Genomic DNA, 26183 nt, shown 5'->3' with positions numbered 1-26183 from the left:
CTTAACGCCGCATTCAGCCTCCAATCAGCGCGCTGGCGAGGTCCAGGCCGGCAGGGCCTGAAGCTGACCGGGCGTCATATCGGTGACCAGATCCCGGTCGCCGTTGCGGTCGATCGGAGACACGTCCGCGACCGGAACCAACACCTTCATGTCGCCAGGCCCTTCCAGCTCGATCACCAGATGGGTCAGGGCGCCCGAAGCGTCCAGCACCAGGGTTTCGACATCGCCCAGATCGACGTTGGCGCGCGAATACAGGTCTGCATCCTCCAGCTGATCGCGGGTCATGTTGAAGGCCAAGGCGGCGTTCGAGGCGGCGGCATCCGCCTGTTGATCCGGCAAGGCCACGGGCGCCGCGCCCGGCGCTGGGGCCTGGACCACATCGTCGTCGCGATCCGAGCAGGCGACGACGCCGCCAGTCAGGCAAAGAATGGCGGCGAGCGGGACGAAGCGGTTCATACGGCCTCCTTGGGTGTTAGAGCAGGGCCGAGACGACATAGACGCCCAGGCCCAGCAGAATGATGCAGCCGATGATCAGCCACGGGCTCATGGCGCCGCCGCCCCCGGCGCGGCGCGACAGATCGCGCTCGTGCGGGTCACGGTCAGAAGGATCGGTTCCGGGCGGGTCGGCGGCCATGAAAGTCGAACGACAGGGCGCGCGCGGCGTTCCCGGGCGGATCGACGCAGGCTAGGATGCTTCCATGAGCGACGACTCCTACGTATTCGAAGGTCCGGCCGAGGTCCCTGCCCCGCGCGACAACAATCCGCCCCTGTCGATCTCGGAGCTGTCGTTCGCACTGAAGCGTACGCTGGAAGACCGGTTCGGCCACGTGCGGCTGCGCGGCGAGGTCTCCAAGGTCAATCGCCACGCCTCGGGCCACATCTATCTGACACTGAAGGACGACAAGTCGGCCATCGACGGCGTGGTGTGGAAGGGGTCGGTGCGCGGCCTCGGCGTCCAGCCCGAGGCGGGGCTGGAGGTCATCGTCACCGGCAAGATCACCTCCTATCCGGCGCGGTCGTCCTATCAGATCGTAATCGAGAGCATGGAAGCGGCCGGGGCGGGCGCCCTGCTGGCCCAGTTGGAACGGCTGAAGGTCCGCTTGCGTGAGGAAGGGCTGTTCGAGCCGGGGCGCAAGAAGCCCCTGCCCGCCTTTCCCGCGACCATCGGCGTGATCACCAGCCCGACCGGCGCGGTGATTCGCGACGTGCTGCACCGGATTGCCGAACGCTGGCCCTGTCGTGTCATCGTCTGGCCCGTGGTCGTTCAGGGCGAATCGGCCTGCGGTCAGGTGTCGAACGCCATTCGCGGCTTTGATGCGATGACCGCCGACGGGCCGATCCCCCGCCCCGACCTGCTGATCGTCGCGCGCGGCGGCGGGTCGGTCGAGGACCTGTGGTGCTTCAACGACGAAGGTCTGGCGCGGACCGTGGCGGCGGCGCGCATTCCCATCATCTCGGCCGTGGGGCACGAGACGGATACGACCCTGATCGACTTCGTGTCGGATCGCCGGGCGCCGACCCCGACGGGCGCGGCCGAAATGGCGACGCCGGTGCTGGCGGACCTGCGCTATACCGTCGCCGACATGGACCGGCGCATGGTGCAGGCGGGCGGACGGCTGATCGAGGATCGACGCACGCGCCTGCGGGCCGTGGCGCGCGGCCTGCCGGCGCGGCCGGAGGATCTGCTGGCCCTGGCGCAGCAACGGCTGGACCATGTGTCGAGCCGGCTGGGATCGGGCCTGCAACGCAATGTCGCCCTGCACGAGCGGCATCTGGCGGTGACGGGCGGCAAGCTGAGCCCGGGCCTGCTGCGCACCCGGATCGAGCGAGGTCAGGACCGGCTGCGCGGCGCGAGCGATCGGCTGGGCGCGGCGCTTCAGGCCGGAGTGGCGCGCGGCGAGCGGCGGCTGTTGCAGGTCTCTGGGCGGCTGTCGCCCGAACCGCTGCATCGACGGCTGGACCAGCGTCAGGCGCGGCTTGAAGCCGTCGGCGCGCGACTGGACGGGGTCATGCCCCGTCGGCTGGAGCGCGAAGCCGATCGCCTGGCGGCGCTGTCTCGCGCGCTGACGACCCTGGACCCCGGACGGCCCAAGCCCGGCTTCGCCCGCGTTGAAGATTCAGACGGCGCCTGGATCACCTCGGCCAAGGCGCTGGAGGCGGGTCAATCGGTCCGACTGGTGTTCGGCGACGGCGTTCAGCCCGCGACGATCGACGGCGGCGAATCCCGTCCGTCCCCGCTGCGGCCGGCGGCCAAGCCGAAGCCGACCGCCGCCGATCAGGGCAGCCTGTTCTGACGCCGGCGGATATGATCCGCGTTTTCCGCTTCGCCCCGGCGCCGCTTCCTGCTAACGGCGCCGCATGAAGATCACGCGCCTCGCCGTCACCGCCTATGTGTTCGCCCTCCTGATCATCGTCCTGGATCAGCTGACCAAGGCCTGGATCATCAGCGGCCTGTCGCTGCAGGAGGTCGGCCGCATCCCCGTCTTCCCGCCGATCCTGAACTTCAGCTGGGTCGAGAACACCGGCGTCAGCTTCGGCCTGTTCGGCGGCGGCGAAGCGCGCTGGGGCTTGGCCATCTTCTCCATCGTCGTCTCGGCAGGCCTGGCCTGGTGGGCGACCCAATCGAACCGTCGCCTGCTGATCACCGCCATCGGCTTCGTTATGGGCGGCGCCCTGGGCAATGTGATCGACCGGATCCGCTTCGGCTATGTGGTCGACTTCATCGACTTCTCGGGCACCGGCGTCTTTCCCTGGGTGTTCAACATCGCCGACAGCGCCATCACCATCGGCGTCGTGCTGCTGATCATCGACAGTCTGGTGTCCGACAAGCCTGTGAAGGTTGGCGCGGCCCCCGAAAAGTCGTAATCACCCCGTCTTCACTATGCCGACTGCGCCATCGCGGCGCTTCCTGCATCAGCCGACCAGAGCCTGAAACCATGCGTATCCGCAGTGTCGCCGTCCTGACCCTCGTCGCCTCCTCCGCGCTCGCCGTCTCGGCCTGCGGAAGCATCAAACAGGGCATCGGCCTGACCAAGGTCGTGCCGGACGAGTTCGTCACCGTCTCCACCGCCCCGCTCAGCATTCCGCCCGAGTACGGCCTGCGTCCGCCCGCACCGGGCCAGCCTCGCCCGCAGGAACTGGCCCCCGAAAGCGCCGCGCGTCAGATCCTGCTGGGTCAGCGCCAGGCCGTCACCCGCACGCCGGGCGAGCAGGTTCTGGTGGCCCAGGCCGGCGGCGAACAGGCCGATCCCCTGGCCCGCTACGTCGTCGACGACGAGTTCGGCGACCTGGCGCACAAGGACGAAAGCTTCGCCAACCGCCTGATGTTCTGGCGCAAGGACGACGCCTCGACCCAGGCCCCGACGGTTCGCCAGACCGCCGAAGGCCAGAAGACCATCGACGCCACGACCGAGGCGGCCCGCCTTCAGGCCCTGACCGGCGGCCAGCAGGCCATCACGATCCAGCCGCGTCGCAGCAGCGGCTTCAAACTGCCGGGCCTGTAAGGACCGATACGACGGGCGCTTGCCACGGCAGCGTCCGTCCTTATTGTAAACGGACCTGATAAGGAGCCGTTTGCATGAGCCAAAACGTGGATATCGCCGCCCTGTCCGGGATCGACCAACTGCGTCTGGGCATGACGGGCGGCTTCATCGCGCCCATCGCTCGCACAGTCGGCTTCGAACTGACCGAAGTGGAAGAAGGCCGGGTGGTGTTCGAGGCCATCCCCACCACCGCCGTCTATAATCCGCTGGGCACCGTCCATGGCGGTTGGATCGCGACGGTGCTCGACTCGGCCTGCGGCTGCGTTGTCCATTCGACGCTTCGGCCGGGCCAGACTTATACGACGCTGGAACTGAAAACGGTTTTCCATAAGGCGCTGACGGCCGGCACGCCGGTTCGGGCCGAGGGCCGGATCGTTCAGGCCGGTCGCCGGGCGGCCTTCTCGGAGGCCGATCTGCGCGGCCTGGACGGCAAGCTTTATGCAACCGCGACCTCGACTTGCCTGGTGATGGAGCGCTGAGGGCAGCAAGCGTTTGCCGCGCCTCGCTTTAGCCGCTATCAGCGGCGAGCGTTGATGATCGGCCGCCGATCGTCGTGCGCCCTCTCTCGCTGTCGGAAAAATAAGCTGATGCGTCGCGTGTTCACCGCCCTGGCCGCCCTCTCCATCGCGGCCTCCGTCCTGCCCGTCGCCGCCGAGGCCCAGACCTCCCAGCGTCAACGCGAGCGCGACGGGCAACAGCAGCAGGCCTCGGGTGAAGACGCCGCGCCTGCCCGTGCGCCGCGCATCGCCCCCTTGCGTCGCCGCGCCAACGCCGGCCCCTGCCCCTATGTGAAGATTCTCTACGACGCCGCCCGCTACGTCGAACTGGAAGGCGGTCGCGCCGCCGTGGCCAACGTCGGCTATACCGGCGAGATCGAAGGCGTCGCTTCGGACTGCGAATATCGCGAAGCCGATCCGATTCGCGTCGACATGGACGTGCTGTTCAACCTGGGGCGCGGCCCGCAGGCGACGGGCGAGCAGCGCACCTACCGCTATTGGATCGCGGTGACCGAGCGGAACAACGCCATCCTGTCCAAGGAATATTTCGATCTGCCGGTGAACTTCGAGGGCCAGCGCACCGCCTCGGTCACTGAAAAGCGCACCATCGTCATTCCGCGCGCCGGTATCGAAACCAGCGGCAGCAACTTCGAAATTCTGGTCGGTTTCGACGTGACGCCGGAAATGGCCGAATTCAACCGCTCGGGCAGCCGCTTCCGCGTCAACGCCGGCACGACACCGGCCGCCCCCACGCCTGCCTCCGCGCCGAGCCAATAATGTCTGATCTGAAGACCGTCCTCAGCGAAGCGGTCGCCGCCGCCTTCGCCGCCGAAGGCGTGGATGCGGCCCTGGCCCGCGTCACCACGTCGGACCGCCCCGACCTGGCCGATTTCCAGTCCAATGGCGCGCTCGCCGCCGCCAAGGCGTTGAAGGCCAATCCGCGCGAACTGGCCGGCAAGATCGCCGAGCGCCTGAGCGCGGATGCCCGCTTCGCCTCGGTCGAAGTCGCGGGACCGGGCTTCATCAATCTGAAGCTCTCCGACGCGCTATTGGCCGAACGCGCGACCGAGGTGGCGAACGACGCCGCCCACGCGGGCGCCGCGACCGTGGCCGAACCGCGCCAGGTAGTCATCGACTACGGCGGTCCCAACGTCGCCAAGCCGATGCACGTCGGCCATTTGCGCAGCGCCATCATCGGCGAGAGCCTGAAGCGGTTGTTCCGCTTCCGCGGCGACCACGTCACCGGCGACGCCCACTTCGGCGACTGGGGCTTCCAGATGGGCCTGCTGATCGTCGCGTGCGGCCACGAGGGCCTGGCGAATGACTTCATGGCCGAAGGCGACGGCCCCTTCCCGGCCGAAAGCCCGGTCACCCTGGCCGACCTGGACCGCCTTTATCCCCAAGCCGCCGGCAAGGCCAAGGAAGAGCCGGCGTTCCGCGATCGCGCCCGCAAGGCGACGGCTGAACTCCAGAACGGACGTCCCGGCTATCGCGCGCTCTGGCAGCATTTCGTGGCGGTCAGCCGCGAGGCGCTGAAGCGCGAATACGGCGACCTGTCGGTCGATTTCGACCTGTGGAACGGCGAAAGCGACGCCGATCCGCAAATGCCGGAAATGCTGGCGCACCTGAAAGAGACCGGCCTGCTGGTCGAGGACGACGGCGCCCAGGTGGTTCACGTCGCCAAGCCCGGCGAGACGCGCAAGAAGAAGCTGGCCGACGGCTCGGTGATTGAGGCACCCTCGCCCCCGCCCCTGCTGGTCATCAGCTCGGAAGGCTCGGCCATGTACGGCACGACCGACCTGGCCACCATCCTCGACCGCAAGAAGGCTCTGTCGCCCGACCTGGCCCTCTACGTCGTCGACGAACGCCAGGCCGAGCATTTCGAACAGGTCTTCCGCGCCGCCTATTTAGCCGGTTACGCCGAAGAGGGCGCGCTGGAGCATCTCGGCTTCGGGACCATGAACGGACAGGACGGCAAGCCTTTCAAGACCCGCGCGGGCGGCGTGCTGAAACTGCGCGACCTGATCGATCAGGCGACCGAAAAGGCGCGCGAGCGTCTTCACGAGGCCAAGCTGGGCGACGACCTGTCGCCGGAAGAGTTCGAGGCCATCGCGCACAAGGTGGCCATCGCGGCCCTGAAGTTCGCCGACCTGTCGAACGCGCGCACCACCAGCTACGTCTTCGACCTGGACCGGTTCATGAGCTTCGAAGGCAAGACCGGCCCCTATCTGCTGTACCAGTCCGTCCGCATCAAATCCCTGCTGCGCAAGGGCGCCGAACAGGGACTGACGCCCGGCGCCATCGTCATCGCCGAACCGGCGGAGCGCGATCTGGCCCTGACGCTGGACGCCTTCTCGACCGCCGTGTCGGACGCCTACGACAAGCGGATGCCGCATCTGGTGGCAGAACACGCCTATCGCGTAGCCCAGTCCTTCTCGAAGTTCTACGCCGCCTGCCCCGTGCTGATCGCGCCGGACGAAGCGACCAAGCGCTCGCGCCTGGCCCTGTCCGCCGCAGCTTTGCGCCAGCTGGAAATCGCGTTGAATCTACTGGGCATCGACACGCCGGAGCGGATGTAGGGTATAGACGGGGCGACATCCTCCCGGAGATCGCCCATGTCGCTCGACGCCTATATCGCCGGCCTGCCCAAGGCCGAACTGCACCTGCATATCGAGGGCTCGCTGGAGCCCGAGCTGATGTTTGAGCTGGCGCAGCGGAACGGCGTGTCCATACCTTACGACAGCGTCGAGGCGGTGCGGGCGGCCTATGATTTCTCGAACCTGCAGGACTTTCTGGACATCTATTATGCGGGGGCCGCCGTCCTGCTGACGCGGCAGGATTTCGAGGATCTGGCCTTCGCCTATTTCCAGCGCGCGGCGGCGGACAATGTGCGCCACGCCGAAATCTTCTTCGATCCCCAGACCCATACCGACCGGGGCGTGCCGTTCGGCGTGGTGGTCGAGGGGCTAATTTCGGGCATGGACCGGGCCAGGGCGGCGTTGGGCGTCTCCAGCGGCCTGATCCTCAGCTTCCTGCGCCACCTGACCGAGGAGGAAGCGTTCGCGACGCTGGAGGCGGCCAAACCCTATCTGCACCATTTCATCGGCGTGGGGCTGGATTCGTCGGAGGTCGGCCATCCGCCGTCCAAGTTCCAGCGCGTCTTCGCCGCCGCGCGTGAGCTGGGCCTGAAACTGTGCGCCCACGCGGGCGAGGAGGGCCCGCCCGCCTATGTGCACGAGGCGCTGGACCTGCTGAACATCGACCGGATGGACCACGGCAATCGCTCGATGGAGGACGAGGCCCTGGTCCGGCGGCTGGTCGCCGAGCAGATGACCCTGACCGTCTGCCCTCTGTCGAACCTGAAACTGTGCGTGGTCGATGACCTGAAGGACCATCCCGTCCCCGAGATGCTGCGGCGGGGCCTGCACGTCACCCTGAACTCGGACGACCCGTCCTATTTCGGGGGATATGTGAACGACAACTACAGCCGTTTGGCTGAGGCCGTCGGCCTGACACGCGATCAGGTGACGCAACTGGCGAAGAACAGCTTCGAAGGGTCATTCCTGGGCGAGCCGGAGAAGGCGGCCTACCTGGCTGAGGTTGATGCCTACGCGAAGCGATGAATACCGCTCAAGCCGTTCTGGCCATCGCTGGCTGGTTCAGTTTGGCGACAGGCATGGTCAGCAGCATGGGCGCGCATTTCGCGGCCGACCACAGAAGGCGAAACGGGCTCGTTCCCCGGAAGACCCCGGATTTCTACGACTTCTCGAAAAATGTCTTTTACTTCGGCATAGGGCCGTCGTTCAGGACGATCTTTTCCGACGCACACCGTCACTATAAGAGCCGCTTCATAACGCTTTGCGTCAAAGTCGCGCGGGTGGCTTTTGTTCTGGCCGCCGCCCTCCTCGCTGCATTCGTCATAAGCCTGGTCATCTGGTGATCGACGCCCTTTAGCTCACTTCGTGTTCCTGATATGTTCCGCCGATGGCGCGGACAGGATCACCGGTGGAAGACGAGGCGAACCTCCGTTGGTTGTTCGTTGATCTGAACGCCTTCTTCGCCAGCGTCGAACAGCAGATGAACCCGGACTGGCGGGGCAAGCCGGTCATCGTGCGGCCGGCTGAGAGCGAATACACCGGCGCCATCGCCGCCAGCTATGAGAGCAAGGCCTGGGGCGTTCATACCGGGATGCGGGTGTCCGAGGCGCGCAAACTGTGCCCCGAGCTTATCGTCGCCGAGGCGCGCCCCGACCTCTACGTTAAAATCCATCAGCAGATCATGGCCGAGATCGATCGCCATGTTCCGGTGTGGAAGGTCGGTTCGATCGACGAATGCTCGTGCGAACTGCTCGGTCCAGAACGGCTAGAGGCGAACGCCGTCGCCCTGGCCCGACGCATTCAGGCGGGCATCCTGCAAAACGTCGGCGACTGTCTGCGGTCGTCCGTCGGGCTGGCGCCGTCGCGGTTCCTGGCCAAGACCGCCTGCGGCATGCAGAAGCCCGCCGGGCTGACGGTGCTGCGCGCCAACGAGCTGCCCGGTCCCTTGCTGGACCTGCCGCTGTCGAAATATCCAGGCATCGGCTCGCGTATGCAGATCCGGTTGCAGGCGGCGGGCGTCACCGACACGGCCGGCCTTTGGAACATGAGCGCGAAACAGGCTCGGGCAGTCTGGAACAGCATCGAGGGCGAACGCATCTGGCGCGGCCTGCACGGTCTGGACAGCGAGCCGACCCCGGAAAGACCGCCCGCCTCGATCAGCCACAGCCACGTCCTGGCCCAGGCCATGCGGACCCCGGACAAGGCGCGGGCCGTTGCGCGGCGGCTGGTGGTCAAGTGCGGGGCGCGTCTGCGGCGCATGGGCCTGACCGGCGCCAGCCTGACCCTGCATCTGGACATGGGGCCGAAGGCGACGCCCCGAAGCGGCCGACGTGGCTGGGAAACGGCGGCGATGAGTTGTCCCATCGCGCCGACGCAGGACACCTTCGCCCTTCTGGCCGCGCTCGATAGTCTGTGGCGCAAGGTCGAGCCGGAGCTGGAGGCGGGACGCCTGAGCTATGTCGGGGTCGGGGTGGACGGCCTGAAATCCCGCGACGCTTTTGAGACCGACCTATTCGCCGCCGGCCCGGATCAGGATGGCGAGGCTCCGTCTCTTCGCCTGTCCCAGGCGCTGGATGCGCTGAACCGCCGCTATGGCAAGGACACCGTCAGCATCGGCCCCAAGGCCGGCCTGCCCGACTATATCGGCGCCAAGATAGCCTTCACCCGCATCCCCGAGGCCGAGGATTTTTGGGAGTGAACCAGGCTAGCTCAGCAGGGACGCCGCCGCGATCTCCGCGACGCCCAAGGCCCGGAAACTGTCTTGGGCCGCCACCTCGGTCTGCGGCGCGATGGCCCGGCTGGCGTCAGTGATCACCACGGCTTCAAACCCCTCGCGAATCGCGTCCTCGGCCGTGAAACGGACGCAGTAGTCGAAGGCCAGACCGCATAGGAAAACGCGCTTCACGCCCAGTTCGCGAAGCAGGCCGCCTAGGCCCGTCGGGGTGCGGTGATCGTTCTCGAAGAAGCCGGAATAGCTGTCGACCGCCGGATTGTAACCCTTGCGGATCACGGCCATGGCCTTGTCCACCGTCGGCGCTGCATCGGGATGAAAGTCGGCGCCAGGCGTGCCCTGAAGACAATGATCCGGCCAAAGCATCTGGCGACCGTAGGCGACCTCGATCTCGGTGAAGGGCGCCGCGCCGGGGTGGTTGGAGGCGAAAGAAATCTGGTCCGGCGTATGCCAGTCCTGGGTCACGATCACCCGGTCGAACCGAGCCGCCAGCCGGTTTATCAGCGGCATGATCCCCGCGCCGCCCGCCACCGCCAGACGGCCGCCTTCGCAGAAGTCGTTCTGCGGATCGATGACCAGAAGGGCGGCGCTCATCAGACGCCTGCGTAGGCGTCGATCTCGTTGGCCGAGCCGAGCGCGACGGGGATGCGCTGGTGCAGATGCTCGGGCTGCACGTCCAGAATGGCCTGACGACCATCCGTCGTCGCCTTGCCGCCCGCTTGCTCGACCAGGAACGCCATCGGATTGCCTTCGTACATCAGCCGCAATTTGCCCGGCTTGTTCGGCTCGCGCCGATCCCAAGGATAGAGGAAGACCCCGCCGCGCATCAGGATGCGGTGAACATCCGCCACCATGGCCGCGACCCAGCGCATGTTGAAGTTCTTGGCCCGAGGCCCCTCCTCGCCCTTCAGCAGATCGCCGACATAGGTCTGCACCGGCTCGGCCCAGTGGCGCAGGTTCGACATGTTGATGGCGAACTCCTTGGTGTCTGGAGAAATGGCGATGTCGTCGTGGGTCAGGATCCAGTCGCCGTCGTTCGACAGGGTGAACCCCTTCACGCCCGCGCCGGTCGTCAGCACCAGCATGGTTTGCGGTCCATAGACGGCGTAGAGGGCGGCGACCTGATGGCGGCCGGGCTGCATGAAATCGGCCTCGGTCGGCGTCGCGGTGGTGGACTTCAGCACCGAGACGATGGTGCCGACGGGCGCGTTGATGTCGATGTTGGACGAGCCGTCCAGTGGGTCGAACAGAACCAGATAGTCGCCGGCCGGATTGGAGGCCGGCTGGACCTCGTCCATCTCTTCCGACGCGACGCCGGCGACGGCCGGGCTGGCCAGCAGGGCCTCGGTCAGCATGTCGTTGGTCATGACGTCGAGCTTCTTCTGCTCCTCGTCCTGCACGTTGATCTGACCCGATGCGCCCAACGCTCCGGCCAGGGCGCCGCCCGCGACCACCTTGCTGATGTCCGCGCAGGTGGCGGCGACCACGGTCAGAACCGTCTTCAGCCCCTCAGGCGCATCCAGGGCGGCGATATGGGCGTCAAGGCGTGTGCGGGTCATGCGGTCGGTCCGGTTCTGGGCGTTGCGCCGTTTTGGCGGGGGACTAGCCCCAGGGCAAGGCGGCAGGGCGATGCGACAACGAAAACGCCCCGGCGAAACCGGGGCGCTTCCGTATTCATCGGCGTTGTCGATCAGATCGGCAGGATCGCCGTACCGAACGCCCGCTTCAGTTCGTGCGCGGCGAAGGTCTGGGCCGCCGTGGCATCCGGCACGACCGCCGCCATGCCGAAGAACTCGTGTGTCGAGCCGTGGAAGGTCTTGTGACGCACGTCGACGCCCGCCTGCTCCAGCTTCTCGGCCAGCAGCTCGCCCTCGGTGCGCAGCGGATCGATCTCGGCGCAGATCACCGTCGTCGAGGGCAGGCCCGACAGGTTCGCCTTCTCGACGATATTGATGCGCGGGTCCTGAGCATCGGCCTCGTTGGCGAAGATGTGCTTCACGAACCACTTCATCATCGGTTTGTTCAGCGGCTTGGCGTCGGCGTTCTCGACGTAGGACTCATTGTCCATGTCCACGCCGGAGACCGGATAGACCAGCACCTGATGTTTGGGGGCCGGTAGGCCGGCGTCGCGCGCCATCATCGACACGCCGATGGCCAGGTTGCCGCCTGCGCTTTCGCCCATGACCGCCACCTTCTGCGGGTCGCCGCGGAAGGTCTGCGCATTCTCCAGAACCCAGCGGTAAGCCGCCAGTGCGTCGTCGTGGGCGGCAGGGAAATGATGTTCCGGGGCCTGGCGATAATGGACCGAGACTACGATCACATCGGCCATCTTGGACACGCCGCGCGGGCCGCCGTCATAGACGTCCAGATCCGCGATCACGAAGCCGCCGCCGTGGAAATAGACGACGACCGGGTGCAGCTTGTCTTCGGAATGGTCGTGCGGCTTGTAGATGCGCGCCTGGATGGGGCCGGCGGCGCCGGGGATGGTGATGTCGCTGGTCTTGACGCCCATGTCGTCGGTGGGGTCCTTGCCGTCCTTGCGCAACAACGATTTCACCGCATCGGTCGGCGTCGGTTGCTGGCGGGCCTCCTCTGGCGACAGGGTCTCGATGGGCTTGCCGCCGAGGGACGCGAGTTCGTCCAGCACCTTCTGCATTGGGCCATCGGCCTTGGCGGGCGTATCGCGCGGCTTGTCGTTGTCGCCGAACAGCTTGTCTATAATGGACATTTTCGCATTCCTGGGTTTGGTTTCGGGGTTCGGAACGACAACCCGCCGCACGCATCCTTGTTCCCGGCCCGCTTGACTTGGCGCTTGAGTCGATGCCTTAGGTCGCAGGCTCTCGCGGGAGAGATCGGGCGCTGGAAACAGGGTTCGACGCCGAAGGCGCAACCGCCCCGGAAACGCTCAGGCAAACGGACCGCGAAGCACACGGACGCTGGAAAGTCGCCCATTCGGGCGCGCCGACGGAGCAAGGCGACATGATTTGGTCGCCGGAATCTCTCAGGCTTCAGGACAGCGGGGGCGCGAGGACGGCGGAGCTCCGCCACAACACGCGACCGTGAAAGCCTGAACCATGACCGATCAGACCCTGAAGACCACGCCCCTGAACGCCGCGCACCGCGCGCTGGGGGCCCGTATGGTGGGCTTCGGCGGCTATGACATGCCGGTCCAGTATGAAGGCGTTCTGGCCGAGCATCGCTGGACGCGGGAACACGCCGGTCTGTTCGACGTCTCCCACATGGGCCAGTGCAAGATCACCGGCGAGGACGCGACCGCTCAGTTCGAGCGTTTCGTGCCCGGCGACTACGCGATCCTGAAGGCCGGCAAACAGAAATATTCGCTGCTGCTCAACAAGGACGGCGGGATCATCGACGACCTGATGGCCGGCCGCCCGGATCACGACGGCCTGTTCGTCGTCGTCAACGCCGGCAACAAGGACGAGGACTTCGCCTTCTGGGAAGCGAACCTCGAAGGCGACGCCAAGTTGACGGTGCTTGACCGCGCGCTGATCGCCATCCAGGGGCCGGAAGCCGCCGAGGTCATGGCCGCGCACGAGCCGATCGTGGCCGAAATGGGCTTCATGGAATGCGCCCGCCTGATGCTGTTCGGCGCTGATTGCTATGTGTCTCGCTCGGGCTACACCGGCGAAGACGGCTATGAGATTTCGGTCCCGGCGGACCAGGCCGAGCGCATCTGGAACACGATCCTGGAAGACGCTCGCGTCAAGCCGATCGGCCTGGGCGCCCGCGACAGCTTGCGGCTGGAAGCCGGTCTGCCGCTGCACGGCCACGACATCGACCCGACCACCTCGCCGGTCGAAGGCGCCCTGACCTTCGCCCTGTCCAAGTCGCGCAAGGAACGCGGGGACTTCGCCGGCGCCGACAGAATCCTGAAGGAACTGTCCGACGGCCCCGCCCGCGTTCGCGTCGGTCTGATCATCAAGGAAGGCGCCCCGGCCCGTGAGGGCGCCGAGATCGCCGACGCCGACGGCGCCGTGATCGGCAAGGTCACCTCTGGCGGCCCCTCCCCCACCTTGGGCAAGAATATCGCCATGGGCTACGTCCCGCCGGCCCATGCCGCCCTGGGCACGGCGCTGAAGGTCATCGTGCGGGGCAAGACCGCCGCCGCCGAAGTCGTCGCCATGCCCTTCGTGGCTCAACGCTATTACCGCAAACCCAAAGCCTGAGAGATCAGACCATGAAGTTCACCAAGGATCACGAGTGGGTCAGCCTGGACGGCGACATCGCCACCGTCGGCATCTCCAAACACGCCGCCGACGCCCTGGGCGACGTGGTGTTCGTCGAAGTGCCTGAAGTCGGCAAGATCGTCTCCAAGGGCGACAGTTTCGCCGTGGTCGAGAGCGTGAAGGCGGCGTCGGACGTCTACGCCCCCGTCTCGGGCGAGGTGGTCGAGGCGAACGACGCCCTGTCGACCGCCCCGGAAACCGTCAACTCGGGCGCCGAGGCCGACGGTTGGTTCGCCAAGATCAAGGTTTCGGACGCCTCGCAGCTGGACGCCCTGATGGACCAGGCCGCCTACGACGCCTTCCTCGCCACCCTCTAAGCCCCATCGGACCCGCTGATTAGTCAGCGGGTCTTCGGCCTTTCCTGGCCCAGGACACGACCATGCGTTACCTCCCCCTGACGCCCGACGACCGCACGGCGATGCTCGCCGCCATCGGCGCGAAATCCATCGATGATCTGTTCGTGGACGTGCCCCAGGCCGCCCGTCTGGACGGCCCGGTCGATCTGCCGCGCGTCGCAGGCGAGCTGGAGGTGGAGCGCGCCCTGTCCGCCATGGCGGCCAAGAACGCCACGGCCGGCGCCGTGCCCTTCTTCTGCGGCGCAGGCGCCTACAAGCACCACGTCCCGGCGACGGTGGATCACGTGATCCAGCGCTCGGAGTTCCTGACCAGCTACACCCCCTACCAGCCGGAAATCGCGCAAGGCACGCTGCAGTATCTGTACGAGTTCCAGACCCAGGTCGCGAACCTGACCGGCATGCCGGTGGCTAACGCCAGCCTCTATGACGGCTCGACCGCCATGGCCGAAGGCGTGCTGATGGCGACCCGCGTGACCCGCCGCAACGAGGCGGTGATCTCGGGCGGCGTCCACCCCCACTACGTCAAGGCGACCGAGACCGTGGTCCACGCCGTGGGCGTCGAGACCCAGGTTCTGGCCCCAGCGTTCGACGCCGAGGCCGCCGTGATCGACCAGATCGGTCCCGACACGGCCTGCGTCGTCGTCCAGACCCCGAACGTCTTCGGCACGGCGACGGATGTGACCAAGATCGCCGAGGCCGCACACGCCGCCGGCGCCCTGCTGATCGTCGTGGTCACCGAGGCCGTTTCCATGGGCCTGCTCAAGTCGCCCGGCGAGATGGGCGCCGACATCGTCGCGGCCGAGGGCCAGTCGATCGGCAACGCCCTGAACTTCGGCGGTCCTTACGTCGGCCTGTTCGCCACGCGCGATAAGCTGATCCGCCAGATGCCCGGCCGCCTGACCGGCGAGACCGTGGACGCCGACGGCGAACGCGGCTTCGTCCTGACCCTGTCGACGCGCGAACAGCATATTCGCCGCGACAAGGCGACGTCGAACATCTGCACCAACTCGGGTCTGTGCACCCTGGCCTTCACCATCCACATGAGCCTGCTGGGCGAGACGGGGCTGCGCAAACTGGCCCTGCTGAACCACGAAAAGGCCGTCGCCACGCGCGACGCCCTGGCCGCTATCCCCGGCGTCGAAATCCTGACGGACCGCTTCTTCAACGAGTTCGCGGTGCGCCTGCCCAGGAACGCGGCCGAGGTCGTGGACGCCCTGGCCGGCCACCACATCCTGGCGGGCGTGCCCTACAGCCGCCTAGCCCCCGACGCCGGCATGGACGACGTCCTGCTGGTCGCCGCGACCGAGACGACACTGGATGCCGACATCCAGATCCTCGCCAAGTCGCTCTCCAAAGTCCTCGGCGCGTAAGGGATAACGACCATGAGCACCATGAACACCGTCGGCCGTCCGACCACCCCGAACGCAGTCCAGTCCAAGCCCGCCACCCTGACCGGCGGCCGTGGCCTGTTGCAGAACGAAGCCCTGATCTTCGAGGGCGACGGCTGGGGCAAGACCGGCGTCGATCTGCCGGAACCCAAGACGGACGGCTCCGACCTGGGCGATCTGGTCCGCAAGGATCCGATCGGCCTGCCCGGCCTGTCGGAGCCGGAAACCATGCGTCACTATGTGCGCCTGAGCCAAAAGAACCACGCCATCGACCTGGCCATCTATCCGTTGGGTTCGTGCACGATGAAGCACAACCCGCGCCTGAACGAGAAGATGGCGCGCCTGCCCGGCTTCTCGGACATCCACCCGCTGCAGCCGATCTCGACGGTCCAGGGCGCGCTGGAGCTGATGGATGCGCTGGCCCACTGGCTGAAGACCCTGACCGGCATGCCCGCCGTCGCTTTGTCGCCCAAGGCGGGCGCGCACGGCGAACTGTGCGGCCTGATGGCCATCCGCGCCGCCCACGAGGCCTCGGGCCAGCATGAGAAGCGTCGCAAGGTTCTGGTGCCCACCAGCGCCCACGGCACCAACCCGGCCACCGCCGCCTTCGTCGGCTATTCGGTGGTTGAAGTGGCCCAGACCGAGGACGGCCGCGTGGACGTCGCCGACCTGGCTTCGAAGCTGGGTGACGACGTCGCCGCCATCATGGTGACCAACCCAAACACCTGCGGCCTGTTCGAGCGCGACATCCTGGAGATCAGCCGCCTGACGCATGAGGCCGGCGCCTACTTCTATTGCGACGGGGCCAACTTCAACGCCATCGTCGGCCGGGTTCGTCCGGGCGACCTGGGCGTCGATGCGATGCACATCAACCTGCACAAGACCTTCTCGACGCCCCATGGCGGCGGCGGTCCGGGCGCGGGTCCGGTCGTCCTGTCCGAAGCCCTGGCGCCCTTCGCGCCCGCCCCCTGGGTCGTGCATGACGACGGTGGCTATCGCCTGATCGAGCGCGAGGAGGACGAGGCCGAGCAAGCCTTCGGCCGTCTGTGCGCCTTCCAGGGCCAGATGGGCATGTACACCCGCGCCCTGTCCTACATGATGTCGCACGGCGCCGACGGCCTGCGTCAGGTCGCCGAGGACGCCGTCCTGAACGCCAACTACATCAAGGCCCGGCTCGGTGATTTGATGTCGGCCGCCTTCCCCGACGGCCCCTGCATGCACGAGGCCTTGTTCGACGACGAATGGCTGAAGGGCACGGACATCACCACGCTCGACTTCGCCAAGGCGATGATCGACGAGGGTTTCCACCCGATGACCATGTATTTCCCGCTGGTCGTCCACGGCGCCATGCTGATCGAGCCGACGGAAACCGAGTCCAAGGCCGAACTGGACCGCTTCATCGAGGCGATGCGCGCCTTGGCCGGGGCAGCCAAGGCCGGCGACGTCGACCGCTTCAAGGGCGCGCCCTTCCACGCGCCGCTGAAACGTCTGGATGAAACCCGCGCCGCCCGTTCGCCGGTTCTGCGCTGGACCGCGCCGGAAGGCTCCAACAAGGCGGCCTGACCCCTTAGTCGCCCCTTCCTGCGGGAAGGGGCTGACGCGGGGCTGATCCATCGCTAGGTCATGGCCATGACCTGGACGACGAACGACATCCCCGACCTTTCCGGCCGACTGGCCATCATCACCGGAGCGACCGGCGGGCTGGGGCTGGAAACCGCCCTGGTGCTGGCCGGCAAAGGCGCCGAGGTCGTGCTGGCGGCCCGCAATCCCGCCAAGGGGGCCGAGGCCGAACGGCTGATCCGGTCTCGTCATCCGGATGCGGCCGTCCGGTTCGATCTGCTGGACCTGGCCAGCCTGGCCTCCGTCCGGGCCTTCGCCGAGCGCCATCTGGCGACGGGACGCCCCATCGACATCCTGATCGACAATGCGGGCGTCATGGCCCTGCCGACGCGCCAGACGACCGTCGACGGGTTCGAGATGCAGTTCGGGACCAACTACCTCTCCCACTTCGCCCTGGTCGGCCGTCTGCTGCCCCTGCTGACGGCTGCCCATTCCAACAGAGGAGGGGCCCGCGTGATCCAGCTGTCCAGCGTCGCCCACCGCAGCGGCCATATCCGCCTGGACGACCTGAACTATCAGACCCACTACCGTCCCTGGCCGGTCTATCAGCAGTCCAAGCTGGCCATGCTGATGTTCGCCCAGGAGCTTCAGCGCCGCAGCGACGCCAACGGCTGGGGCCTGATCAGCGTGGCGGCCCACCCCGGCTTCGCCCGCACCGACCTGATCGCCAACGGCCATGCCGGCAAGCCAGGCCTGTTCGCGCGCGGCGCCCGGCTGCTGGAGGCCGTGCTCAGCCATTCGGCCGCGGACGGCGCCCTGCCGATCCTGATGGCCGCGACCCTGCCGGACCCGACGCCCGGCGGCTATTACGGCCCCACCGGCTTTCAGGAGATGAAAGGCCCGCCCGGCGTTGCGGCGATCAAGCGCCAGGCCAAGGACGCTGATGTGGCCAGGGGTCTCTGGGCGGAATCAGAGCGTCTGACGGGCGTGACCTACGGCTGACGGCGCGGAGCGTGTCCGTCGCGACACGACGCGGAGAGATCGTCTCTTCATGACCAAAGCTTCACCCCCCGGACATCCATCCGCCATGGACGCAGGGCGTTAAGGGGTCTTGTGGCAAGGTCGTCACGGTCGCCTTTTTCCTTTCCCGACGAGGGATCGCGCGTCCGTGGCGACCGTTGTCATGACGATCCTCCTCCCCATCCGGCGTATTCGTGACCTCACTCCCCGTTCCCTTCGTCCGCCCAGACAAGCCGCGAGCCTCGACGCTGCGGGTCGTCAAGCGCTGGGCGCTGATGATCGGCGGTCTGTTCGTCGTGCTGCTGGGCATTCTGATCGCCCCCCTGCCCGGGCCCGGCGGCATTCCCGTCATCGCCGTCGGCCTGATGCTGATCCTGAAAAGCTCGTTCTGGGCCAAGCGCCAGTTCATTCGTGCCCAATATGCGCGGCCGAAATGGGTCTATCCCTTCCGTCGCCTGATGCGGAAGAAGCCGGAGTTCGCGCCCGTCTTCTGGCAGCAGGCGCTGCGGGCGGAAAAGATCGTGACCAAGCGGTCCAGCCGTCGCCTCTCGCGCGGCCGCAAGAGCGTTCGGCGCTATTTCCGCAAACTCTTCCGCTAGTTTGCGCCTGATTTCGCGGTTGCGTTGCTGCAACCGCTAACCACAGGATCGTGAACACCGCTCTCTCAAGTCAGGCGTATCCTGTCTGCGCGTTATCAGAGAACCACTTAGGCGTTGGGAGGCGCTAAGGTCATGATGTCACGCGTACAAAAAGGTCTGATCGCCGGCGTTGCGGCGACCGTGGCCGTCTCACTGCTCGAAATACCCAATATGTTCCTGAACTGGTTTGATCCCTTCCAGGGGGTCATCGCCAGCATGATCGGAATGCCCGGCAATCTGGCCGTCGGCTGGGTGGTCCATGTCATCAGCGGCGTCTTCATCCTGGGGCCGCTGTTCGCCGTCCTGTGTCCCCGCCTGCCGACGGACACGCCCGAGACCAAGGGCATCGTCTTCGCCGTCGGCGCATGGATCCTGATGATGGCCGCCATCGTGATGTTCGGCAACTACCGCACCTTCACGGCCGGCGCAGGCTTCGGCACCTTCGCTTGGCTGCTGATCACCCATGCGGTCTTCGGCATCGTGCTGGGCAACGTCTATGCCCGTCTGGTGGCGCGCGATAAACGGATGGGCGCGACCATCATCGGCGGCGCCCACGCTCACTGATCACGGCTTGCTGTCCAAAGAAAAAGGCCCCCGACGGCGACGTCGGGGGCCTTGTTTCATTCAGGATCAACCCTGATTAGTTCAGGCGATCGCCGATCTGGGCGATGGCGCTGTCGAGCAGCGGATCCTTGGCGCCGCTGGCGAGGCGCGCGGCCAGAACCTGTTCCGCCGACTTGGCGGCCAGATCGGCGGCGGCGGCCTTCACCTCGGCCGAGGCCTGGGCTTCGGCTTGGGCGATGCGGGTTTCGGCCATCTTCTGACGACGGGCCAGCGTCTCTTCCAGCTTGGCCTTGGTCTCGACTTCCAGACGACGGGCGTCGGCTTCGGCCTGAGCCATCATCTCGGCGGCTTGAGCTTCAGCCTCGGCCTTCTCCTTGCGGATCTGGGCCAGCAGGGCTTCGGCCTCGGCGCGCAGGCGAGCGGCCTCGTCCAGGTCGGCCTGGATTTTGACTGCCTTGGCGTCCAGCGCCTTGCCGGCCATCTTGGGCACGCCGGCGGCGATCAGGATGCCGAAGAAGATGATCAGGCCGATGCCGACCCAGATCTCCGCATTGGCGAAGCTCCAGATGCCGTGTTCGAAGATCAGGTTCATCAGGCGGCTCCCTTGACGGCGGCCAGCTCGGCGGCGGTCGCGGCCTTGCCGGTCAGACGTTCGACCATGGCGGCGGTCGTGTCGGAGGCGATGGTGGAGACATTGGCCATGGCGGCGTCGCGCGTCTTGCCGATCGAGGCTTCCGCCTCGGCGATGCGGGCGTTGACCACGGCTTCTTCGGCGGCCTGACGGGCGTTCGCTTCTTCGGTCACGCGCGCCTTGGCGGCGGCGGCCGTGGCGCGGGCGTCAGCGCGAGCCTTGGCGACTTCCGCCTGAGCTTGGGCGGCCTGGTCGGCGGCTTCAGCCTGAACCTGACGCGCGGTGGCGACGGCGGTGGAAATAGTGTCGGCCCGTTCGTCCATCACCTTGCGAAGGCGTGGCGCGAAGACCTTGGAAACCAGAACATACAGGATGACGAACAGGATCAGCAGATAGCCGATCTGGCCCGCCCAGTGTTCGAACTGGAATTGCGGCAGGCCGCCCGAGCCGTGCTCGGCGGTGGTCGCCGTCTCGGCGTGCAGGTCCGCTTCGACCGAAGGCGGGACCGCGTCGATGGTGTGGGTGCTGGCCATGAACCGTCTACTGCAGGATCAGATGAAGCGGCGCGCGGGCGAACCCCGCGCGCCGTAATCGACTGATATCAGCCGAAGATCATCAGGATGCCGAGCACGAAGGCCAGGATGCCCAGGGCTTCGGCAAGAGCGGCGCCGACGAACAGGTTGCCGACTTGGCCGGCGGCGGCCGACGGGTTGCGCAGGGCGCCGGCAAGGAAGTTGCCGAAGATGTTGCCCACGCCCAGGGCCGAACCGATCATGCCCAGGGTGGCGAGACCAGCGCCGATGTACTTCGCGGCTTCAGCGTCCATGATTGTATTCCTAGATTAAAGTCGTTGGTGGTTGGGGTGAAGAGACTGGTCCGGCCCTTTAGTGGGCGTGGTCCAGGTTGACCACATCGTTCAGATAGATGCAGGCCAGAACGGCGAAGACGAAGGCCTGGAGGAAGGCCACCAGGAACTCCAGAGCGGTCAGGGCGACGACCATGCCCAGCGACAGGGCCGCGACCGGGAAGGCCAGCAGACCGATGCCGCCGCCCAGGCCCAGAAGGCCCAGCGACACGACGAAGCCGGCGAAGATCTTCAGCGCGACGTGGCCGCCCAGCATGTTGCCGAACAGACGCAGCGCCAGGGTGACCGGGCGAAGCAGGAAGGACACGAACTCGATCAGGCCGACCACCGGGCGCAGCGCCAGCGGCGCACCCATCGGCCAGAACAGCTTGAAGAAGCCCAAACCGTTCTTGGCGAAGCCAACGACCAGCACCAGGCCGAAGGTGATCAGGGCGAAGGTGGCGGTGATGGCCAGTTGCGAGGTCGCCGTGAAGGTCAGGAACAGACCCAGAATGTTCATGCCCAGAATCAGGATGAACAGGGTGAAGATGAACGGGAAATACTTGCGGCCTTCGTGACCGATGATGGAATCGGCCAGATTGTCGATCAGGCCGAACAGGCCCTCTCCAGCGGCTTGCAGCCGGCCGGGCACGACCTGGGCGTTCGCGGTCACGGCGGCCAGGAAGCCGACGATCAGCACGAAGGCGACAGTCATGGCGATGTGCGAGTTGGTGATCGCCAGATCGACCGTCCCCAGCACAGGCAGGGTGACGTCGCCAAGGTCGACGACCTTCTGAATCGCAAACTGATGAATCGGATCGGCCATGAAGCCCTATCGTTCCCCGTCTTCGTCGGCCTCGACGTAGGGCTCGGCCGGAGCCGTCGTCCCTTGCGCCTTGGCCTGCGCCATCAGCCGGTTGGCTGTGCGACGCGCCATGTAAATCGACAAGGCGAAGCCCAGAAGGACTCCGCCGATCAAACCCCACGGACGGGTCCCGAGGGCCCAGTCTGCGATCGCTCCGAACGCCAGCCCCACGAAGACGCCGCCGAGAAGCTCGGCGATAATCTTGTAGGCCTGACCCGACACTTGATGGCCGGTCAGTTCGGCGGATTTCTCCGCCGTGGTCCGCGCCTCCAATGCGGATGCGCTTTCTTGGAGGCGTTTGATCGCCTCTTCGCGCGATTCCGACATGGGGGATAGGACCTGTGCGTTCGGCGTCCAGACAGTGCGTCCGGACGGGTCTGAATTCGGCGCGGAAACTAATCGTGAGCGGCCTACAGGTCAAGGCGTCGTGATCATGCGCTAACGCATTGTAGAATATCGACTTTCCATTCGTGCCCGCCCGCCGTGACGATGCGCCGCTGCTGCGGGCGCCAGAATCCGTCGCATCCGCCCTTCGGCTCCGATGGCGGTCAGCGCCGCAAACGACTAGGTTCGCCGCCATGAATGCGCATGCTCCTGTCCCCAACGCTATGCTTCGCCCGCTTTCGGTGAGGTTGGCCACCCCGCGGGGCTTTTGCGCCGGGGTCGACCGGGCGATCCAGATCGTCGAGCGCGCGATCGAAAAGTTCGGCGCCCCCGTCTACGTGCGCCACGAGATCGTCCACAACAAACATGTGGTCGAGCGACTGAAGGCCATGGGCGCCGTCTTCGTCAAGGAACTGGACGAATGCCCCGACGACCGGCCGGTCGTCTTCTCGGCCCACGGGGTGCCCAAGTCCGTGCCGGCGACGGCGCGGGCGCGCGAACTGGTCTTCCTGGACGCGACCTGCCCCCTGGTGTCCAAGGTCCACGTCGAGGCCGAACGTCATCATGCGGCCGGCCGGCACATCATCCTGATCGGCCACGCAGGCCATCCCGAGGTCGTCGGCACCCTGGGCCAGCTGCCGCCCGGCGCCATTACCCTGGTCGAGACCGAAGCCGACGCCGAATCGTTCGAACGCCCTGGCGACGCCCCCCTCGCCTATGCGACCCAGACCACCCTGTCGGTGGACGATACGGCAGGCATCCTGAAAGTGCTGAAGCGCCGCTTTCCCGAACTGCCCGATCCGCACAAGGAAGACATCTGTTACGCCACGACCAATCGCCAGGACGCCGTCAAGGCGTTGGGCGAGGGCTGCGACCTCGTGCTGGTCGTGGGGTCCAAGAACTCGTCCAATTCGGTGCGCCTGGTCGAGGTCGCGATGCGCGCCGGCGCTCCGGCCGCCTATCTGGTGGACGATGCGTCCCAGGTGGACTGGTCCTGGTTCGACGGCGTTAACACCGTCGGCGTCACCGCCGGCGCCTCGGCGCCCGAGCCGCTGATCGAGGCCCTGGTCGACGCCATCCGGGCGCGCTTCGACGCCACGGTGACCGAAGACGACGGCGCGCGCGAAACCGTCACCTTCAAACTGCCGCGCCTGCTGACGGCCTAGGCGACCGCCTTCAACGGCAAGACGACGCGGAAGGTGCTGCCGGCGCCGGGCGCTGTGACGATTTCGATCTTGCCGCCCATCAGAGCCGCCAGACCGTGCGCCGCCGTCAATCCCAGTCCCAGCCCTTCGGCCGTGCGGGTCGCGCTTTCATCGCCCTGGGTGAAGGCCTCGAAGAGACGCGCCGCCTCCGCCGGCTCCATGCCCGGCCCGGTGTCCTCGACCTCCAAGGCCAGGCCCGCGCCCACGCCCGGGCGCGCGACAGCGCGCAGCATCACGCCGCCGATGCGCGTGAACCGCACCGCATTGTCCGTCAGCGTCGCCATCAGCTTTTCGACATGAACCGGGTCGCCCAGCCACTCGCCTTCGGCCGCCTCGACCGAAATCTTCAGCCCCTTGGCCTCGGCCGCGCCCCGGAAGTCGTTGGCGACCCGCTGCAGCAGGTTGTCGGGCCGGAACGGCCGCGTCTCCAGCGCCACGGCCCCGTCGCGCAGCCGCACCACGTCAAGCAACTCCTCGACCAGCCTCAGTTGCTGACGTCCCGACGCCTTCAGGATTTCCAGCCGCTCGCGCTGCTGCGGCGTCACCAGATCGGCCCCGATGATCTCGGCCATGCCCAGAACCCCGTTCAGGGGCGTGCGCAGTTCGTGACTGACGTTGGACAAGAACCGCGTCTTGGCCCGGTTCGCCGCCTCGGCCCGCTCCAGCGCCGCGGACAGGGCGACCTCCGAGGCTCTGAGGCGCCGCACGTCGGCCGTCGTGTTCCACAGTAGCGACCCCGTGCCGATCAGCAGCACGATGAAAAGCAGCAGCAGCAGCGGCCCGGCCTTAGTCAGGATCTGATAGCCGGGCTGCTCCGGCGCCCAGACGACACGCCCCAACAGGGCACCGCCGACATCGCGAACATCGACGCCGATCATGCCCTTGGGCGGCTCTGCATCGCCGGGCTGGAAGTGAATCCGGTCCAGCGCCAGCCGCGTTCGCAAGAGATTGAGCTCGCCGGCGAACGGTTTGAACGACGCGACGACCGGATCGGATGCCGGCGTCGATCCGCCCGCCGTATGCCGCACGACCGTGGAGGCCCCCAACACATAGACGTCGTCGCCGACGCGGACGAACGCCGCCTTCAGACGCACCCCGGCATCCGCGGTGACCGATCGGTCGCGCCCGGCGGCCTCGGCCCGGAGCGCGTCGATCAGCGGCCGGGCCGCCTGGCCGAATGGTTCGCCGACCTGCGTCTCGGCCGGTCGGCCCAGCGTGCTGATGCGAAACAGCCGCCCATTCTCGTCATAACCCAGTGTAAACTGATGCTTATGCTGCGCGGCGTAGAACGCGCCGAAGTTCCGGTCGTACCAGGCTACATCGCCCGCCGTCATCCTATCGACGGCCTCGTCCCAGACCGAGGCGGTAGTCAGGTTTTCGCCGATGGTTTCCAGCGCGCGCGTCAGACGCAGCCGCACCAGACCTTCTTCCTTGCGCGCCTGGTGGGCGTCAATGCCGCGACTGACGATGGCCAGAACCCCGGCCATGCCGATGATGGACGACAGCATCAGGATCAACGCGATCCTGAACGTGCTCCACGCCCGCCAACCCGTCTTCGATGTCACGCCACTCATACGGTCTGGCTTAAGGTGCGCAGACTAAGACGTCGTGAACATCATCCAGGTCCGCCGCGTTCGCCGACGAAATCCTGGGCGAACTCGGGCGCCTCGTCGTCCAACGGCAGAGTGCCGTCCTCGTCGTTCGCCTCGGAGGCGCGGCTGGGATCCGGCACCTCGAACCCGACCGGCAGCGACAGATCCAGCAGGCCCGCCGCCTTCATTTCCTGCACGCCCGGCAGATCGTACAGGGTCGCCAGGCCGAAATGCTCCAGGAACCTGTCCGTGGTGGCATAGGTCACGGGCCGTCCCGGCGTCCGCCTGCGTCCTCGCAACCGCACGAACCCCATCTCCAGCAACAGGTCCAGCGTGCCCTTGGAGATGGTCACGCCGCGCACGCTCTCGATCTCGGCGCGGGTGACGGGCTGGTGGTAGGCGATGATGGCCAAGGTCTCCAGCGCGGCCTTGGACAGGCGGCGCGGCTCTTCGCGCTCCTGCGTCATCATGAAGGCCAGGTCCGGCGCGGTGCGGAACCGCCAGCGGTCGGCGACGCACTCCAGCTCGACCCCCCGCCCCTCATAGCGGGCGCGCAGACCCGATATGGCGCGGGCGACGTTGCAATTCTCGGGTAGGCGCGCGGCGATCTCGGCCGCCGTCAGCGGCCCGGCGGCGGCGAACAGCAGGGCCTCGACCCGCCGTTCGATTTCGGCCTCGTCGGGCTGGAACGACAGGTCGCTCACGGCGTCAGCTCCAGCGGCTGGCCCTGTCCGCGCCGCTTCAGATACAGGTCCGCGAACGCCTGCGTCTGTCGAATGTCCATCGCCCCCTCCTTCACCAGCTCCAGACTGGCCGACAGGGTCGAGGCCGTAAAGCTGGCCTGGCTGGGCCCCTCCTCGTCCTCACGATGGGGCGCCACCTGTTCCAGCGGCGTCCACTCCGCCAGCTTCGGCATGATCTCGCGCAGCCAGTCGCGGGCGGCTTCCAATGGAAAGGCCTCGACCCGCTGGCCGGGGGCGTAGCGCCGGGCCTCCTCACGCCGGCGCTGCACCACATAGGCGCTCATCAGTTCGTACAGGCTGGCGTCGATGCGATCCGACGGCACGATCACCGTCGCCTCGGGATCGCCGCGCGTGAAGACGTCGCGCTTCAACTGGGGCCGAGCCATCAACTGTTCGACCGAACGACGCATGGCCTCCAGCTTTTGCAGCCTGAACGCCAGGGCGGCGGCCATTTCCTCAGCCGGCGGTTCTTCGGCCTTGCCCTTGTCGGTGCGCGGCAGCAACAGCCGCGACTTCAGATAGGCCAGCCACGACGCCATCACCAGATAGTCCGCCGCCAGGGCGAAGTTGCGCCTGCGCGCCTCGTGCACGAAGGCCAGATACTGTTCCGCCAGCTGGGTGATCGACAGCTTCAGCAGATCGACCTTCTGGTTTCGCGCCAGGGCCAGCAGGACGTGCAGCGGTCCCTCATAGCCCTCCAGATCGACGACGAAGGCCTCGCGCTCCTCGACCTCCTCGGCGTTGAAATCCAGATTCGGCTGGAAAGACTCCGTCATAGG

General features: G+C 66.8%; 30 protein-coding genes and 2 riboswitches. Of the genes, 17 read left to right on the top strand and 13 right to left on the bottom strand.

Going from position 1 to position 26183, the window contains the following annotated elements; all coding sequences use genetic code 11:
* Positions 1–24 precede the first annotated feature (24 nt).
* Together ASF31_RS03320 and ASF31_RS14605 are read right to left on the bottom strand one after the other, a co-directional pair.
* A complete protein-coding gene (locus tag ASF31_RS03320; RefSeq protein ID WP_055753292.1) occupies positions 25–456 on the bottom strand; it encodes a PRC-barrel domain-containing protein in 432 nt (143 codons plus the stop codon).
* A 16-nt stretch (positions 457–472) separates the two neighbouring features.
* Positions 473–634 (bottom strand): hypothetical protein, encoded by a 162-nt coding sequence (locus ASF31_RS14605; RefSeq protein ID WP_165115848.1) that lies wholly within the window; start codon positions 632–634, stop codon positions 473–475.
* Between the two features lie 64 nt (positions 635–698).
* Between ASF31_RS14605 and xseA the strand changes: the two genes are divergently transcribed.
* From xseA to ASF31_RS03275, 9 genes are all read left to right on the top strand, one after another.
* Positions 699–2294 (top strand): exodeoxyribonuclease VII large subunit, encoded by a 1596-nt coding sequence (xseA, locus tag ASF31_RS03315; protein WP_055753291.1) that lies wholly within the window; start codon positions 699–701, stop codon positions 2292–2294.
* 64 nt (positions 2295–2358) lie between these two features.
* Positions 2359–2865, top strand: a complete 507-nt coding sequence (gene lspA / locus ASF31_RS03310) for a signal peptidase II (RefSeq protein ID WP_055753290.1) — start codon at positions 2359–2361, stop codon at positions 2863–2865.
* Positions 2866–2936: 71 nt separating this feature from the next.
* Positions 2937–3503 carry a DUF3035 domain-containing protein gene (locus ASF31_RS03305; protein WP_055753289.1) on the top strand — a complete coding sequence of 189 codons (567 nt, stop codon included), beginning with the start codon at positions 2937–2939 and terminating at the stop codon, positions 3501–3503.
* Between the two features lie 74 nt (positions 3504–3577).
* Positions 3578–4021: a PaaI family thioesterase gene (locus ASF31_RS03300; protein ID WP_055753288.1), complete on the top strand. Its 444-nt coding sequence runs from the start codon at positions 3578–3580 to the stop codon at positions 4019–4021.
* 108 nt (positions 4022–4129) lie between these two features.
* Positions 4130–4816 carry a hypothetical protein gene (locus tag ASF31_RS03295; RefSeq protein WP_055753287.1) on the top strand — a complete coding sequence of 229 codons (687 nt, stop codon included), beginning with the start codon at positions 4130–4132 and terminating at the stop codon, positions 4814–4816.
* Positions 4816–6618, top strand: a complete 1803-nt coding sequence (gene argS, locus ASF31_RS03290) for an arginine--tRNA ligase (RefSeq protein WP_055753286.1) — start codon at positions 4816–4818, stop codon at positions 6616–6618. Before ASF31_RS03295 ends, argS begins: the two co-directional genes overlap by 1 nt.
* Positions 6619–6654: 36 nt before the next feature.
* The gene (locus ASF31_RS03285; protein ID WP_055753285.1) at positions 6655–7662 is read left to right on the top strand and encodes an adenosine deaminase; all 1008 of its coding nucleotides are present in this window, start codon (positions 6655–6657) and stop codon (positions 7660–7662) included.
* Entirely contained in the window at positions 7659–7979 is a 321-nt protein-coding gene (locus tag ASF31_RS03280; RefSeq protein WP_055753284.1) for a hypothetical protein, read from the top strand. Before ASF31_RS03285 ends, ASF31_RS03280 begins: the two co-directional genes overlap by 4 nt.
* 92 nt (positions 7980–8071) lie before the next feature.
* Entirely contained in the window at positions 8072–9334 is a 1263-nt protein-coding gene (locus tag ASF31_RS03275; RefSeq protein WP_235551229.1) for a type VI secretion protein ImpB, read from the top strand.
* A 6-nt stretch (positions 9335–9340) separates the two neighbouring features.
* Here ASF31_RS03275 and pncA read toward each other — a convergent pair whose 3' ends face one another.
* The 3 genes from pncA to ASF31_RS03260 all read right to left on the bottom strand — a co-directional run bounded on the left by pncA (position 9341) and on the right by ASF31_RS03260 (position 12095).
* Positions 9341–9961 carry a bifunctional nicotinamidase/pyrazinamidase gene (gene pncA / locus ASF31_RS03270; protein WP_055753282.1) on the bottom strand — a complete coding sequence of 207 codons (621 nt, stop codon included), beginning with the start codon at positions 9959–9961 and terminating at the stop codon, positions 9341–9343.
* Positions 9961–10926, bottom strand: a complete 966-nt coding sequence (locus ASF31_RS03265) for a class 1 fructose-bisphosphatase (protein ID WP_055753281.1) — start codon at positions 10924–10926, stop codon at positions 9961–9963. The genes pncA and ASF31_RS03265 overlap by 1 nt, the downstream gene beginning before the upstream one ends.
* 131 nt (positions 10927–11057) lie before the next feature.
* The gene (locus tag ASF31_RS03260; RefSeq protein WP_055753280.1) at positions 11058–12095 is read right to left on the bottom strand and encodes an alpha/beta hydrolase; all 1038 of its coding nucleotides are present in this window, start codon (positions 12093–12095) and stop codon (positions 11058–11060) included.
* A 105-nt stretch (positions 12096–12200) separates the two neighbouring features.
* Positions 12201–12298: riboswitch (glycine riboswitch) on the top strand.
* A 3-nt stretch (positions 12299–12301) separates the two neighbouring features.
* Positions 12302–12386, top strand: a riboswitch (glycine riboswitch).
* A 55-nt stretch (positions 12387–12441) separates the two neighbouring features.
* On the opposite strand from ASF31_RS03260, the gene gcvT reads away from it, so the two are divergent.
* The 7 genes from gcvT to ASF31_RS03225 all read left to right on the top strand — a co-directional run bounded on the left by gcvT (position 12442) and on the right by ASF31_RS03225 (position 19140).
* The gene (gene gcvT / locus ASF31_RS03255) at positions 12442–13554 is read left to right on the top strand and encodes a glycine cleavage system aminomethyltransferase GcvT (RefSeq protein WP_055753279.1); all 1113 of its coding nucleotides are present in this window, start codon (positions 12442–12444) and stop codon (positions 13552–13554) included.
* Between the two features lie 11 nt (positions 13555–13565).
* Entirely contained in the window at positions 13566–13931 is a 366-nt protein-coding gene (gene gcvH, locus ASF31_RS03250; protein ID WP_055753278.1) for a glycine cleavage system protein GcvH, read from the top strand.
* A 62-nt stretch (positions 13932–13993) separates the two neighbouring features.
* Entirely contained in the window at positions 13994–15340 is a 1347-nt protein-coding gene (gcvPA, locus tag ASF31_RS03245) for an aminomethyl-transferring glycine dehydrogenase subunit GcvPA (RefSeq protein WP_055753277.1), read from the top strand.
* Between the two features lie 12 nt (positions 15341–15352).
* Positions 15353–16921, top strand: a complete 1569-nt coding sequence (gcvPB, locus tag ASF31_RS03240; RefSeq protein ID WP_055753276.1) for an aminomethyl-transferring glycine dehydrogenase subunit GcvPB — start codon at positions 15353–15355, stop codon at positions 16919–16921.
* Between the two features lie 60 nt (positions 16922–16981).
* Positions 16982–17920: an SDR family oxidoreductase gene (locus tag ASF31_RS03235; RefSeq protein WP_156355842.1), complete on the top strand. Its 939-nt coding sequence runs from the start codon at positions 16982–16984 to the stop codon at positions 17918–17920.
* 212 nt (positions 17921–18132) lie between these two features.
* On the top strand, positions 18133–18537 hold the full coding sequence (locus ASF31_RS03230) for a PGPGW domain-containing protein (RefSeq protein ID WP_156355841.1): 405 nt from the start codon (positions 18133–18135) through the stop codon (positions 18535–18537).
* A 132-nt stretch (positions 18538–18669) separates the two neighbouring features.
* Positions 18670–19140, top strand: coding sequence for a DUF6789 family protein (locus tag ASF31_RS03225; protein WP_055753275.1), 471 nt, complete (start codon positions 18670–18672; stop codon positions 19138–19140).
* A 76-nt stretch (positions 19141–19216) separates the two neighbouring features.
* On the opposite strand, the gene ASF31_RS03220 is transcribed toward ASF31_RS03225, so the two are convergent.
* The 5 genes from ASF31_RS03220 to ASF31_RS03200 form a co-directional block, all read right to left on the bottom strand.
* On the bottom strand, positions 19217–19732 hold the full coding sequence (locus ASF31_RS03220) for a F0F1 ATP synthase subunit B (protein ID WP_017505300.1): 516 nt from the start codon (positions 19730–19732) through the stop codon (positions 19217–19219).
* Positions 19732–20304, bottom strand: coding sequence for an ATP synthase F0 subunit B' (locus tag ASF31_RS03215; protein ID WP_055753274.1), 573 nt, complete (start codon positions 20302–20304; stop codon positions 19732–19734). Before ASF31_RS03215 ends, ASF31_RS03220 begins: the two co-directional genes overlap by 1 nt.
* Positions 20305–20372: 68 nt before the next feature.
* A complete protein-coding gene (locus ASF31_RS03210) occupies positions 20373–20597 on the bottom strand; it encodes a F0F1 ATP synthase subunit C (protein WP_017505298.1) in 225 nt (74 codons plus the stop codon).
* Between the two features lie 58 nt (positions 20598–20655).
* The gene (locus tag ASF31_RS03205; protein ID WP_017505297.1) at positions 20656–21441 is read right to left on the bottom strand and encodes a F0F1 ATP synthase subunit A; all 786 of its coding nucleotides are present in this window, start codon (positions 21439–21441) and stop codon (positions 20656–20658) included.
* Positions 21442–21447: 6 nt separating this feature from the next.
* Positions 21448–21807 carry an AtpZ/AtpI family protein gene (locus tag ASF31_RS03200; protein WP_055753273.1) on the bottom strand — a complete coding sequence of 120 codons (360 nt, stop codon included), beginning with the start codon at positions 21805–21807 and terminating at the stop codon, positions 21448–21450.
* Between the two features lie 251 nt (positions 21808–22058).
* Between ASF31_RS03200 and ispH the strand changes: the two genes are divergently transcribed.
* Positions 22059–23030 carry a 4-hydroxy-3-methylbut-2-enyl diphosphate reductase gene (gene ispH, locus ASF31_RS03195; RefSeq protein ID WP_055753272.1) on the top strand — a complete coding sequence of 324 codons (972 nt, stop codon included), beginning with the start codon at positions 22059–22061 and terminating at the stop codon, positions 23028–23030.
* On the opposite strand, the gene ASF31_RS03190 is transcribed toward ispH, so the two are convergent.
* The 3 genes from ASF31_RS03190 to ASF31_RS03180 form a co-directional block, all read right to left on the bottom strand.
* Positions 23027–24577 (bottom strand): ATP-binding protein, encoded by a 1551-nt coding sequence (locus ASF31_RS03190; RefSeq protein WP_162233928.1) that lies wholly within the window; start codon positions 24575–24577, stop codon positions 23027–23029. The two genes, ispH and ASF31_RS03190, sit on opposite strands and share 4 nt — an antisense overlap.
* A gap of 107 nt (positions 24578–24684) precedes the next feature.
* Positions 24685–25365: an SMC-Scp complex subunit ScpB gene (scpB, locus tag ASF31_RS03185; protein WP_055753270.1), complete on the bottom strand. Its 681-nt coding sequence runs from the start codon at positions 25363–25365 to the stop codon at positions 24685–24687.
* A complete protein-coding gene (locus ASF31_RS03180; protein ID WP_055753269.1) occupies positions 25362–26180 on the bottom strand; it encodes a ScpA family protein in 819 nt (272 codons plus the stop codon). The genes scpB and ASF31_RS03180 overlap by 4 nt, the downstream gene beginning before the upstream one ends.
* Positions 26181–26183: the final 3 nt, after the last annotated feature.

It is taken from the genome of Brevundimonas sp. Leaf280, assembly GCF_001422455.1.
In the GTDB taxonomy this organism is placed as follows: Bacteria; Pseudomonadota; Alphaproteobacteria; order Caulobacterales; family Caulobacteraceae; genus Brevundimonas.
The sequence above is the reverse complement of the archived record's forward strand: the minus strand, read 5'-3'. Positions and strand labels throughout refer to the sequence as shown.